This is a genomic window from Actinomyces timonensis (assembly GCF_040702965.1).
Lineage (GTDB): Bacteria > Actinomycetota > Actinomycetes > Actinomycetales > Actinomycetaceae > Actinomyces > Actinomyces timonensis_A.
The window spans coordinates 1874032-1887775 of sequence record NZ_CP159989.1; the positions used below are offsets into that span (position 1 = coordinate 1874032).

4 protein-coding genes, 3 rRNA genes and 2 pseudogenes are annotated in these 13744 nt (G+C 67.5%); 1 reads left to right on the top strand and 8 read right to left on the bottom strand.

Annotated features, from left to right (window positions below; translation table 11 throughout):
* Positions 1–403: 403 nt before the first annotated feature.
* From rrf to gatC, 7 genes and pseudogenes are all read right to left on the bottom strand, one after another.
* Positions 404–522, bottom strand: a 5S ribosomal RNA gene (gene rrf / locus ABXS69_RS08175).
* A 204-nt stretch (positions 523–726) separates the two neighbouring features.
* A 23S ribosomal RNA gene (locus ABXS69_RS08180) occupies positions 727–3915 on the bottom strand.
* 374 nt (positions 3916–4289) lie between these two features.
* Positions 4290–5832 (bottom strand): 16S ribosomal RNA (locus tag ABXS69_RS08185).
* The 16S, 23S and 5S rRNA genes sit together here, the layout of an rRNA operon.
* Before the next feature lie 583 nt (positions 5833–6415).
* The gene (locus tag ABXS69_RS08190) at positions 6416–7801 is read right to left on the bottom strand and encodes an NAD-dependent malic enzyme (protein WP_366180199.1); all 1386 of its coding nucleotides are present in this window, start codon (positions 7799–7801) and stop codon (positions 6416–6418) included.
* Between the two features lie 257 nt (positions 7802–8058).
* A pseudogene (gatB, locus tag ABXS69_RS08195) lies at positions 8059–9556 on the bottom strand (Asp-tRNA(Asn)/Glu-tRNA(Gln) amidotransferase subunit GatB).
* Positions 9553–11089 (bottom strand): annotated as a pseudogene (gene gatA, locus ABXS69_RS08200) (Asp-tRNA(Asn)/Glu-tRNA(Gln) amidotransferase subunit GatA). Before gatA ends, gatB begins: the two co-directional pseudogenes overlap by 4 nt.
* A complete protein-coding gene (gene gatC / locus ABXS69_RS08205) occupies positions 11086–11391 on the bottom strand; it encodes an Asp-tRNA(Asn)/Glu-tRNA(Gln) amidotransferase subunit GatC (RefSeq protein WP_073451236.1) in 306 nt (101 codons plus the stop codon). The pseudogene gatA and the gene gatC overlap by 4 nt, the downstream one beginning before the upstream one ends.
* A 326-nt stretch (positions 11392–11717) precedes the next feature.
* Here gatC and ABXS69_RS08210 point away from each other — a divergent pair, with 326 nt between their 5' ends.
* Positions 11718–13193: a L,D-transpeptidase gene (locus tag ABXS69_RS08210; RefSeq protein ID WP_366180200.1), complete on the top strand. Its 1476-nt coding sequence runs from the start codon at positions 11718–11720 to the stop codon at positions 13191–13193.
* A gap of 35 nt (positions 13194–13228) precedes the next feature.
* Here the strand turns inward: ABXS69_RS08210 and ndk are convergent, their stop codons facing one another.
* A complete protein-coding gene (ndk, locus tag ABXS69_RS08215; protein WP_366180201.1) occupies positions 13229–13723 on the bottom strand; it encodes a nucleoside-diphosphate kinase in 495 nt (164 codons plus the stop codon).
* Positions 13724–13744: the final 21 nt, after the last annotated feature.

Sequence of the window (13744 nt, forward strand, 5' to 3'; positions counted from 1 at the left end):
TTTTTTGGTGCCGGGGTGGGGTCTGGGCCCGGTGTTGCGGTCTCGTTGTCGTGGTTCGAGGGCGCAACCGCCGGGCTGAGGCGGTACGGGCGGGCTGAGGCGGTGTCCCGGTGGTGGGTGGTGGGCCTGGGGGTGGTGGCCTTTTCCTCGTGGTGGTGGTCGTGTGCGCGTGGGGGCGGGGCCGGTCGTGGGCGGGCGCGGGCTGGTACCGGTGCGTGCGGGGCTGGGCTTTGCGGCCTGGTGGTGGGCGCTGGGCCGGGACCCCCTGGCCGGCCCCCCCCTGGGCCGGTGGGGTCGTCGTGGGCGCGCCCGAGCAAAATGGGGGGCGGGCGAGAAATGAGGTGGGGGCCCTGCCGTGCGCGCGTTGACGCGCGCACGGCAGGGCCCCTCCTATTAGGTGTGTGCCCGGCGGTGTCCTACTCTCCCGCCCCCTGGCAGGGGCAGTACCATCGGCGCTGGGGGTCTTAGCTTCCGGGTTCGGAAAGGGATACCGGGCGTGGCTCCCCCGCTATGACCACCGGGACGTCTCTATCCAACTCACGGGCCCACCACCCACCCCCCTGGGGGGTGTGGGTGGTGGGGCGTGGTTGGTCGTGGACCGCATAGTGGGCGCTTGTCTTGGCTCGTGCTTCCATCACCACCGTGGCCCCTACCGGTGCCTCCCCCCCTTCGTTTGCTTAGGGGGTGGCTTGGTGGACCGCTGGCTGGACGGCGCGTGTTGTGCTGGTGTGCTTGTGTCGGCCGATTAGTGCCAGTCAGCTCAAAAGCCCTTGCAGGCCTTCCACTCCTGGTCTATCAACCCAGTGGTCTACTGGGGGCCTCCCACCCCCCCCCCAGAGGAGGGGTGTGGATACCTCATCTTGAAGATGGTTTCCCGCTTAGATGCTTTCAGCGGTTACCCGTCCCGAACGTAGCCAACCAGCCGTGCCCATGGCAGGACAACTGGCACACCAGAGGTTCGTCCGTCCCGGTCCTCTCGTACTAGGGACAGGCCTTCTCAAGTATCCTGCGCGCGCAGAGGATAGGGACCGAACTGTCTCACGACGTTCTAAACCCAGCTCGCGTACCGCTTTAATGGGCGAACAGCCCAACCCTTGGGACCTGCTCCAGCCCCAGGATGCGACGAGCCGACATCGAGGTGCCAAACCATGCCGTCGATATGGACTCTTGGGCAGGATCAGCCTGTTATCCCCGGGGTACCTTTTATCCGTTGAGCGACGACCCACCCACACGGGATCGCCGGATCACTAGTTCCTGCTTTCGCACCTGCTCGACCCGTCGGTCTCGCAGTCAAGCTCCCTTGTGCACTTGCACTCAACACCTGGTTACCGACCAGGCTGAGGGAACCTTTGAGCGCCTCCGTTACACTTTAGGAGGCAACCGCCCCAGTTAAACTACCCACCAGGCACTGTCCCTGACCCGGATCACGGGCCCAGGTTCAGGCGCACGCCATGGCCAGAGTGGTATTTCAACGACGACTCCACCACCACTGGCGTGGCGGTCTCACAGTCTCCCACCTATCCTGCACAAGCCATAGCGGGCGCCAATACCAAGCTATAGTAAAGGTCCCGGGGTCTTTCCGTCCTTCTGCGCGAAACGAGCATCTTTACTCGTAATGCAATTTCGCCGAGCTCATGGTGGAGACAGCGGGGAAGTCGTTACGCCATTCGTGCAGGTCGGAACTTACCCGACAAGGAATTTCGCTACCTTAGGATGGTTATAGTTACCACCGCCGTTTACTGGGGCTTGAATTCACCGCTTCACCCCACAATGAGGGGCTGACGGATCCTCTTAACCTTCCAGCACCGGGCAGGCGTCAGTCCGTATACATCGCCTTGCGGCTTCGCACGGACCTGTGTTTTTAGTAAACAGTCGCTTCCCCCTGGTCTCTGCGACCCTCCCCCAACGGGCAAGCCGTCTCAGGGTTCGGGCCCCCCTTCTCCCGAAGTTACGGGGGCATTTTGCCGAGTTCCTTCACCATGATTCACTCGTGCGCCTAGGCATACTCTGCCCGACCACCTGTGTCGGTTTAGGGTACGGGCGGCTCGCACCTCGCGCCGGGGCTTTTCTCGGCGCCACAGGATCACCCTACTGTCCCCCACCACAAGGCGGGGTCACCATCACGCCTCACCCTCCCACCCCCCCCACAAGGGAGGAGCAGGTGGTCCCCGGACTTACCTGGAGACCGGGCCGCACGCTTGAACGGGCCAAGCCATCAGGCCCGCGGGGCTACCACTGCGCGTCACCCCTGTTAATGCGCTTGCCTACCAGCACGGAGGACCCCCAGACCACCACCCGCCACCCACCAAGGAACCCGAAGGCCCCCAGGCAGGCGACAGCGAGCAGCGGCGTGGGTTAGCACCCGCGCGTCAGCATGGGCGGTGCTACACCGGTACGGGAATATCAACCCGTCGTCCATCGACTACGCCTGTCGGCCTCGCCTTAGGTCCCGACTCACCCAGGGCGGACTAGCCTGGCCCTGGAACCCTTGGTCATTCGGCGCTAGGGCTTCTCACCCTAGTATCGCTACTCATGCCTGCATTCTCACTCCCGCGCCGTCCACCCCTGGGTCACCCCGAGGCTTCACCCAGCGCGGGACGCTCCCCTACCACCCGCCGCCCCTGCCCAGCCCACAAGGACCAGGAAGGACCAACACGACGGGTCCGCGGCTTCGGCGGCGTGCTTGAGCCCCGCTGAATTGTCGGCGCACGATCACTTGACCAGTGAGCTATTACGCACTCTTTCAAGGATGGCTGCTTCTAAGCCAACCTCCTGGTTGTCTGCGCGACCGCACATCCTTTCCCACTTAGCACGCGCTTAGGGGCCTTAGCCGGCGATCTGGGCTGTTTCCCTCTCGACGACGGAGGCTTATCCCCCGCCGTCTCACTGCCCCGCTACCACCCGAACGGCATTCGGAGTTTGGCTGACGTCAGTAACCCTGTGGGGCCCATCAGCCACCCAGTAGCTCTACCTCCGCCGGGCAACACGGGACGCTGCACCTAAATGCATTTCGGGGAGAACCAGCTATCACGGAGTTTGATTGGCCTTTCACCCCTACCCACAGCTCATCCCCCCCATTTTCAACTGAGGTGGGTTCGGTCCTCCACACGCTCTTACACGTGCTTCAACCTGGCCATGGGTAGATCACCCCGCTTCGGGTCCAGGACGCGCCACTCAAAAACGCCCTTTCGGACTCGCTCTCGCTACGGCTCCCCCACACGGGTTAGCCTCGCGACACGCCACTGACTCGCAGGCTCATTCTTCAATAGGCACGCCATCACCCCCGCACGAGGCAGGGGCCCTGACGGCTCGTAGGCGCCCGGTTTCAGGTACTCTTTCACTCCCCTCCCGGGGTACTTTTCACCATTCCCTCACGGTACTGATCCGCTATCGGTCACCAGGAAGTATTCAGGCAGCCGAGTGGTCTCGGCAGATTCACACAGGATTCCACGGGCCCCGTGCTACTCGGGAACACCATCACGCAGGCCCACGGGTTACGCCTACGGGGCTCTCACCCACTACGGCCCCCCTTCCCAGAGGGTTCGGCTACCACACAGGCTTGATCACTGCGCCCCGCCACGGCAGCAACGGGAGGACAGCGTCCCACAACCCCACGACCGCAACCCCTGCCGGGTGTCACACGACCATGGTTTAACCATCATCCGCTTTCGCTCGCCACTACTCACGGAATATCTTCTCCTACGGGTACTGAGATGTTTCACTTCCCCGCGTCACCCCCCACGCCCTATGAATTCAAGCGCGGGTGACCGGGCATGACCCCGGCCGGGTCCCCCCATTCGGACACCCTCGGATCACAGCCCGCTAGCCGGCTCCCCGAGGCTTATCGCAGGCCACCACGTCCTTCATCGGCTCCTGATGCCAAGGCATCCACCGAACGCCCATAAAAACAAGCAGCACAGCAAAACACGCTGAAAAAACAACAACCAAGCAAAAACAAGAAGCGCGCCCCCCACCCCCCACGAAGAGGCGATGACGAGCGCGCCAGATGCTCGCGCCCACTATACAGTTCACAACCAACCCACCCACACCAGGCCCACCAACCACCACCAGCGGCCGGCCGGCCCAGCAGGGCCCACCACGGAACAACCGAGAACGCCAGCAACGGCGAGCTGTCCCAGAACCCCGATAACGCGCCACGCTCGTCCACGCCCAACGACCCCCGCCGAACCAGCCCGGCCGACCAGCGACCCGCCCCCGCCCACCAAACAGGGCAAGACAGAAGGACGAGCCGCCCCGACCGGGACGACGAGGACCAGAAAGCTCCTTAGAAAGGAGGTGATCCAGCCGCACCTTCCGGTACGGCTACCTTGTTACGACTTCGTCCCAATCACCGGCCCCACCTTCGACCGCTCCCCGTAGGGCCACGGGCTTCGGGTGTTGCCGACTTTCATGACGTGACGGGCGGTGTGTACAAGGCCCGAGAACGTATTCACCGCGGCGTTGCTGATCCGCGATTACTAGCGACTCCAACTTCACGGTGTCGAGTTGCAGACACCGATCCGAACTGAGACCGGCTTTAAGGGATTCGCCCCGCCTCGCGGCATCGCAACCCTCTGTACCGGCCATTGTAGCATGCGTGAAGCCCAAGACATAAGGGGCATGATGATTTGACGTCATCCCCACCCTCCTCCGAGTTGACCCCGGCAGTCTCCCGCGAGTCCCCGCCACTACGCGCTGGCAACACGGGACAGGGGTTGCGCTCGTTGCGGGACTTAACCCAACATCTCACGACACGAGCTGACGACAACCATGCACCACCTGTGAACCGGCCCCACAAGGAGGAGGCCCCGTCTCCGGGACCGTCCGGCACATGTCAAGCCTTGGTAAGGTTCTTCGCGTTGCATCGAATTAATCCGCATGCTCCGCCGCTTGTGCGGGCCCCCGTCAATTCCTTTGAGTTTTAGCCTTGCGGCCGTACTCCCCAGGCGGGGCACTTAATGCGTTAGCTGCGGCGCGGAGGACCCGGAAAGGCCCCCCACACCTAGTGCCCAACGTTTACGGCGTGGACTACCAGGGTATCTAATCCTGTTCGCTCCCCACGCTTTCGCTCCTCAGCGTCAGTAACGGCCCAGAGACCCGCCTTCGCCACCGGTGTTCCTCCTGATATCTGCGCATTCCACCGCTACACCAGGAATTCCAGTCTCCCCTACCGCACTCAAGCCGGCCCGTACCCACCGCACGCCCCCGGTTAAGCCGAGGGATTTCACGACGGACGCGACCAGCCGCCTACAAGCCCTTTACGCCCAATAATTCCGGACAACGCTCGCGCCCTACGTATTACCGCGGCTGCTGGCACGTAGTTAGCCGGCGCTTCTTATCCAGCTACCGTCAACCCACCCACAAGGGACAGGCCTGCTTCACTGGCGAAAGAGGTTCACAACCCGAAGGCCTCCATCCCTCACGCGGCGTCGCTGCATCAGGCTTCCGCCCATTGTGCAATATTCCCCACTGCTGCCTCCCGTAGGAGTCTGGGCCGTGTCTCAGTCCCAGTGTGGCCGTCCACCCTCTCAGGCCGGCTACCCGTCAAAGCCTTGGTAGGCCATCACCCCACCAACAAACTGATAGGCCGCGAGCCCATCCCCCACCAGACAAAAAGACCTTTCCCAACCCCACCATGCGGCAGGACCAGAATATCCCGTATTAACACCACTTTCGTGGCGGTATCCAGAAGAAGGGGGCAGGTTACTCACGTGTTACTCACCCGTTCGCCACTCATCCACCCCAGCAAAAACCAGGGCTTCACCGTTCGACTTGCATGTGTTAAGCACGCCGCCAGCGTTCGTCCTGAGCCAGGATCAAACTCTCCAAAAAAACCAATTCACCCAGAACCGCCAAACACGACCCCAAGCAAAAACAATTCCAGAGAAAAAATCTCCAAGCCCAACCCACACCACCACCACAAAAACAGCAGCAGCACAGGCCAAACAAAAAAACAAGACATAAACAAGCATGACACGCTATCGAGTTCTCAAACAACACACCCACCCCACAACAACAACCCCCACAACAGAGAGCCACCATCACAAGAAGGCGCAAAGAGAACATTAACGAATCGATATTTCCCGGTCAAATCGAGGGTTCGTGACCCTCATCTCCCGTATCGCTCCGAATGCAATCTCCGGCGTCGCCCTTCGGGCCCTCAGGCCCTCTCGGCGACGCAGAGAACTTTAGCCTGCGACCTCCCCGGAAGGTCAAATCCTCCGGGCATGACGCCGAACACATCCGGATCGAGATCCGCCTCCGTCCGCTCCCGCCGTCGCCCCGCCCAGGCCCGCCACCACCGGCCTGACCCGTTGGCACCATGCCGGCGCCGGGACGATCGCACGTGGGTGGGGCGACGGGCCCGCTGGCCCGGCGCCCCACCCACGGTCGCCGTCGACGCGCGCCCCGCGCCTCAGTCCTCGGCGAAGCGGCGCACGGCGGCGGCCACGGCGTCGGCCACACGCGTGTCGAAGGCGTTGGGGATGATGTAGGCGGGGCTGATCTCGTCGTCACTGATCACCGAGGCGATGCCGGTGGCGGCGGCGCGGAGCAGCTCGGTGGAGATGTTGGTGATCCCCGTGTCGAGAAGACCTCGGAAGAGGCCGGGGAAGGCCAGGACGTTGTTGATCTGGTTGGGGAAGTCGGAGCGCCCGGTGGCGACCACGCTGACGTGGTCGGCGGCTCCGATCGGATCCACCTCGGGCGTCGGGTTCGCCATGGCGAAGACGACGGCGCCGTCGGCCATGACGTCCAGGTCCTCGGGGGTCAGCAGGTTGCCGCTGGAGACGCCGATGAAGACATCCGCCCCCTCCAGCCCCTCTTGGAGCGTCCCGGTGACCCCCCGGGGGTTGGTGTTCTCGGCGAGCCACTTGCGGTGCTCGTTCATGCCGGTGGTGTCCCCGCTGTGCAGGGCCCCGGTGCGCCCGTAGCCCACGATGTCCGTGGCGCCGTGGGCCATGAGCAGCTTGGCGATGGCGCTGCCCGCCGCGCCCACGCCGGACAGGACGATGCGCGCGTCCTCGATGCGCTTGCCGACCACCTTGAGAGCGTTGATGAGCGCGGCGAGCGTGACGACCGCGGTGCCGTGCTGGTCATCGTGGAAGACGGGGATGTCGAGCTCCTCGCGCAGGCGGGCCTCGATGTCGAAGCACTTGGGAGCGGCGATGTCCTCGAGGTTGATGCCGCCGTAGGCCGGGGCGATGGCCTTGCAGATCGCGATGATCTCCTCGGGGTCCTTCGTGTCCAGGGCGACGGGCCAGGCGTCGACGCCGCCGAACTGCTTGAAGAGGATGGCCTTGCCCTCCATGACGGGCATCGCCGCGGCCGGGCCGATGTCACCCATGCCGAGCACCGCCGTTCCATCGGTGACCACGGCGACGGTGTTCTTCTTGATGGTCAGCTTACGGGCCCGCTCGGGGTGGTCGTAAATGGCCTTGCAGACACGGGCCACGCCGGGGGTGTAGACGCGGGCGAGGTCGCGGCGGTTGCGCACCGGGTACTTCGAGGAGATCTCGATCTTGCCGCCCACGTGGGCCAGGAAGGTGGAGTCCCCGACGTTCTCCACGATGACTCCGTCGATGGCGCGCAGCGCCTTGACGAGCTCGCCGCGGTGCACGGAGTCACGGGTGTCGGCAGTCAGGTCGACGACGAGGCGGTCACCATCGGAGTCCGAGACGTCGACGCCGGTGACGATGGCGCCGGTCGCGGTGGCGGTGTCCACCAGCTTCGCGACGACCCGCTGGGACGCGGGGACCTCCATGTGCAGGGCGACGGTGTAACTGGGACTGGGCTGGACCATGCTGGCTCCTTCGAGGCGGTGTCCATCGGCGCCGCTCGCCGACCGCCTGGGCTGGGAATGATTCGGCCGAAGACTATCCCTCTCGCTCCGCCCATAGGATCCGGCGCCACCGTCAGGCGAGGGGACCCGCGATTGTCTGATTCCCCAGTCCTCCCCACGACCTGTCCCTCCACGAGAGGCGCCCTGGCGCGCCCGCCGTTGTGACGGGCGCGCCAGGGCGCCGGGAGCGGGTCGCCGAGGGGCGGCGGCGCCGCGCCTCAGCCCTGGACGCGCTCCATGATGAGCTCGCGCACGCGCTTGGCATCGGCCTGGCCCTTGGTGGCCCTCATGACGGCGCCCACGATCGCGCCGGCGGCCTGGACCTTGCCGCCGCGGATCTTGTCGGCGACGTCGGGCTGCGCGGCCAGCGCCTCATCGATGGCGGCCGTGAGCGCGGACTCGTCGGAGACGACCTCTAGGCCCCGCGCGGAGGCGACGGCCTCAGGATCGCCCTCGCCCGCGAGCACGCCGGCCAGGACCTGTCGGGCGAGCTTGTCGGTCAAGCGCCCCGAGTCCACGAGTCCCTGGAAGCTCTGCCACCTGGGCGGGGGTGATCGCCAGCTCCTCCAGCGCGGCCTCCTGCTCCTTGGCGGCGCGGGCGAGCTCGCCCATCCACCACTTGCGGGCGGCCTGGCCGGTGGTGCCGGCCCGGGCGGTGGCCTCGATGAGCTCCAGGGCGCCGGCGTTGACGACGTCGCGCATCTCGGTGTCGCTGAGGCCCCACTCGGCCTTGAGGCGGCGGCGCTTGGCAGCAGGGAGCTCGGGCAGGGCCGCGCGGATCTCCTCGACCCATTCCCGACTGGGGGCCACCGGCACGAGGTCGGGCTCAGGGAAGTAGCGGTAGTCGTCGGCGTCGGACTTCACCCGACCGGCGCGCGTGGTTCCGTCGGCCTGGCCGTGCCTGGTCTCCTGGAGAACCTGCCCCCCGCTGGCCAGGATGGCGGCCTGACGGGAGATCTCATACCGGATGACGGCGTCGATCCCGCGGAAGGTGTTGACGTTCTTGGTCTCGGTGCGGGTGCCCAGTGGCGCGTCCGGGCCCTCGCGCAGGGAGACGTTGACGTCGGCGCGCACATTGCCGCGCTCCATGCGGGCCTCGCTCACCCCGAGGGCCCTGAAGATGTCGCGCAGGGAGCGCACGTAGGCAGCGGCCACCTCCGGCGCCCTCGCCCCGGCGCCGACGATCGGGCGGGAGACGATCTCCACCAGTGGCACGCCGGCGCGGTTGTAGTCCACCAGGGAGTGCGAGGCGCCCTCGATGCGGCCGTCAGCGCCGCCGATGTGGGTGTTCTTGCCCGCGTCCTCCTCCATGTGGGCGCGCTCGATGGGCACGGTGAACAGCGCGCCGTCCTCGAGCTCGACCTCCAGGGCGCCGTCGAAGGCGATGGGCTCATCGGACTGGGAGGTCTGGAAGTCCTTGGCCAGGTCGGGGTAGAAGTAGTTCTTCCTCGCGAAGCGGCAGGACTCGGCGATCTCGCAGCCCAGGGCCAGGCCGATGCGGATCGCGTACTCCACGCCCCGCTTGTTGACCACCGGCAGCGCGCCCGGAAGGCCCACGGAGGTGGGGGTGACGCGGGAGTTCGGCTCCCCGCCGAAGGCGTTGGGGGCGGCGTCGAACATCTTCGTGGCGGTGCCGAGCTCGACGTGCACCTCCAGGCCGATGACCGGGTCGTAGCGGCGCACGGCCTCGTCGTAGTCCATCAGGGTGTCGCTCATCGCTGCTCCTCCTCCAGCTCGGGGGCCTGGGCCAGCAGGTGCCCGCCCCAGCGCTCCTCCAGGGCCGCCTCCAGGACCGCGCCGACGCGGTAGAGGCGGTCGTCGGCGCGCTGCGGCGCCAGGATCTGGAAGCCGACGGGCAGCCCCCCGCTCAGGCCCGAGGGCAGGCTCATGCCCGGGATGCCCGCGAGATTGGCCGGGATCGTCGTGACGTCCAGCTTGTACATCGCCAGGGGATCGTCCTTCTCCCCGAAGCGGTAGGCGGTGATCGGCGCTGTCGGGGAGACGAGCACGTCGGCGCGCTCCCAAGCGGCAGCGAAGTCGCGCTGCACGAGGGTGCGGACCTTCTGGGCGGACCCGTAGTAGGCGTCGTAGTAGCCCGCGGAGAGCACGTGGGTGCCCAGGATGATGCGCCGCTTGGCCTCATCCCCGAAGCCCGCGCCGCGGGTGGCGGCCATGACGGTCTCGGCGGTGACGGGGCCGCTGGCAGGCTCGACGCGCAGGCCGTAGCGCATGCCGTCGTAGCGGGCGAGGTTGGAGGAGACCTCGGCGGGCATGATGAGGTAGTAGGCGTCGAGCGCGTACTCCAGGTGGGGCAGGCCGACCGCCTCGACACTGGCGCCGGCCGCCTCGAGCAGGGCCAGGGCGGCGTGGAAGGAATCCATGACGCCGGGGTCGTAGCCCTCACCGCCATCGAGGCTCGGAGATGACGCCCACGCGCAGGCCCGTCAGGTCCCGCCCTGCCCGGGCGGCGCGGACGATGGCGGCCATGCCCCGGGGGGCGTCGTCCAGCGAGGTGGAGTCCAGCGGGTCGTGCGCGCCGACGATGTCGTGCAGGAGGGCGGTGTCCAGGACGGTGCGGGCCATGGGGCCGGGCGTGTCCAGGGAGGAGGCCATCGCGATCACGCCGAAGCGTGAGACGGTGCCGTAGGTCGGCTTGACGCCGACGGTGCCGGTGACGGCGGCGGGCTGGCGGATCGAGCCACCGGTATCGGTGCCCAGGGCCAGCGGCGCCTCATAGGAGGCCACCGCGGCGGCCGAGCCGCCCGAGGAGCCCCCTGGGATGCGCCCGAGGTCCCACGGGTTGGCGGTGCGCTTGAAGGCGGAGTGCTCGGTGGAGCCGCCCATGGCGAACTCGTCGAGGTTGGTCTTGCCCAGGATCGGCAACCGGGAGCGGCGCAGGGCGGTCACGGCCGTCGCGTCGTAGGGCGGGACCCATCCCTCAAGGATCCTGGAGGCCGCCGTGGTGACCTGCCCGCGGGTCGCGAAGAGGTCCTTGACGGCCACGGGCACGCCGGTGAGCTCGCTGGAGGCGGTGCCGTCGCGGCGGGCGGCGTCGGCCGCGACGGCGTCGGCCAGGGCCTTGTCGGCGTCGACGTCGAGGAAGGCCCCGACGGCCCCGTCGACGGCGCTGATGCGCTCCAGGTGGGCGCTGGTGAGCTCACGGGAGCTCACCTCACCGCTGGCCAGGGCCGCCGCCTGCTCGGCAGCAGTGGCTCGCAGGAGTGAGGCCAAGGGGTGGGCGTCGCTCATGAGCCGGACTCCTCTCCGAGGATCTGGGGCACGAGGAACATCGAGTCCTCAGCCGCGGGGGCGCCGGCGAGGAGCTCGTCGACGTCGAGCGTCGGGCCGGGAACGTCCTCGCGCAGGACATTGGTCAGCGGCACGGGGTGGGAGGTCGCCGGCAGATCGGGGGTGACAACGGAGGTGACCCGGGCGAAGGAGGAGGCGACGGCGTCCAGCTCACCGGCCAGGCGCGTCACCTCCTCATCGGTCAGGGCCACTCGCGCGAGCGCCGCGACCCGCGCGACCTCGGCGGAGGAGATGGCAGACATGGGCAGGAGTCTAGTCGCGCCGCCGCCGGCCGCGCGCCCATGGGGCCCCGCGCGCTCCTCCCGGGCGCGCCGTGCGGCCGGCCCTGCCCGCCCGCTGGCGCCGAGGGCGGGGAGGACTCCCCGCGTGCGCCCCATGAACCGCGGATTCTCGCGGGCGTTAAGGGATCTCACAGGGAACTCGCAGCCAAGGGCGTTGACTCCGAGGACGCGGTGTCGTGTGATGGTTCCATGGCCGGTCCTGCGCGCGCGGGGCCGGACTGGGACAGCACGCCCCTCCCCTCCCCAAGGAGGGGGCTCACGGGGCGTGCATGATCGAAGGCATTGTGATGACCGGAGAGACTCTTCTGGACAACAGGTCCGAGGCGGCGGCGCCCAGGCGCCATCGCCGCTGGCCCCTGTGGGCGGGGCTGGGACTGCTGCTGCTCGTGGCCGGTGCGGGCACGGGCGCTTACGCCTACACGAGCCACTACGCGGACCGGGCCGTTCCCGGTACCGCGATCGCGGGGACCGATGTGTCGGGCATGACGCGCGATGAGATCGTCTCGATGATCGCATCGAGATCGGAATCAGCCACGGTCGCCGTCTCCGGGGACGCCACCGCCACCGCGACACTGGCAGACCTCGGCATCACCGTGGACGCGGGTGCGACGGCCGACGCCGCCCTCAAGCGCGGCGCCACCGCCGGCGACCGCCTGACCGCGCTGTTCTCGTCCGAGGACCTTCCCGTGGTCACGACCACCGACACCGCCGTCACCGACGCCTACGCCTCCTCGCTCATCCCCGCCGACAAGATCCGCGCGCGCAACGCGGAGATCGGGCTCGACGCGGGTGGCGCCTCCTTCACGGTGACGCCGGCGGTGGCCGGAACGAGCATCGACCCCGCCCCCCTGGCCCGGGCCGGCGCCGAGGCCGCCTCGGCCCTGGCCCCGGCCAGCGCCTCCGTGTCGATGAGCGCCCAGCCGCCCGCGGTCTCGGACGCTGACGCTCAGGCGGTGGCCGACACCGCGAACAGCTGGATCAGCCAGGACGTGACGATCTCCGGCGCCTCCGGCAACCACTCCTACAGCCCCGACGACTCCACCAAGGCCTCCTGGATCATCGTGTCCACGAGCAACGACGCCGCCCCGGCCCTGTCGATCGACTCCGCCAAGGTCTCCTCCTGGGTGAGCGATCAGGCCAGCGAGGAGAACATCGACGAGGTCCAGGGCACGAGGAACGTCAATTCCAAGGGCGACGTCGTGGCGACCCCCGTCGAGGCGGTCAAGAGCCAGACGGTCAATAACGTGGACGCCCTGGCCGCCTCGATCACGAAGGCCCTGGGCGAGGGCACCGGCTACTCCGGGACCTTCGAGATGCTGGTCGGCGAGGAGAAGTGGACGCAGCGGACCATCGCCGACGGCGCGGAGAACCTCGGGTACCAGGCCGCCCCCGGCGAGAAGTGGGTGGATGTCAACCTCTCCGCCAAGACGGTGACCTCCTACGAGGGGGCGACCGTCGTGCGCGGGCCCGTCGCGGTCGTCGATGGCGCGGCTGACACCCCCACGGTCACCGGCACCTTCCACGTCTACCTCAAGTACGAGACGCAGACGATGCGCGGCCAGAACGCCGATGGCTCCGACTACGTCACCGAGGGCGTGCCCTGGGTGAGCTACTTCTACAGCGGTTACGCCTTCCACGGCGCTCCGTGGCGCTCCTCCTTCGGGTACTCGGGCTCGCACGGCTGCCTCAACATGCCCGTTGACGAGGCCCAGTGGATGTATGCCTGGGCGGATAACGGCACGACTGTGGTCAGCCACTACTGACGCCACTGATCCGCTCCGCCGGCCCCGGATCGCCCTCACACGATGGCGGCCCGCCCCCTCAGGGGACGGGCCGCCATCGCATGGGAGCGAGCGAGGGCCTCAGCCGAGCCGGGGAACCAGATGGAGATCTCGCGGGCGGCGGAGGCCTCGGAGTCCGAGCCGTGGATGAGGTTCTCCATGGCGCTCGTGCCCCAGTCGCGGGCCAGGTCGCCGCGGATGGTGCCGGGCGCCGCCGTGGTCGGATCGGTAGCGCCCATGAGGGAGCGGCACCCCTCGACGACCCGGTGGCCCTCCACGACGGCGGCGACCACCGGCCCGGAGGTCATGTACTCCACGAGCCCGGGGTAGAAGGGGCGCTCCACGTGCTCGGCGTAATGGGCGGCGAGGACCTCCTCGGTGGGGGTGACGAGCTTGAGGGCGGTGAGGGCGTAGCCCTTGGCCTCGATGCGGCGCAGGATCTCGCCGGTGAGACGGCGGCGCACGCCGTCGGGCTTGATGAGGATGAGGATGCGGCTGGGTGAGGCGGTCATGAGGTGTCCTTCGGGGTCGGT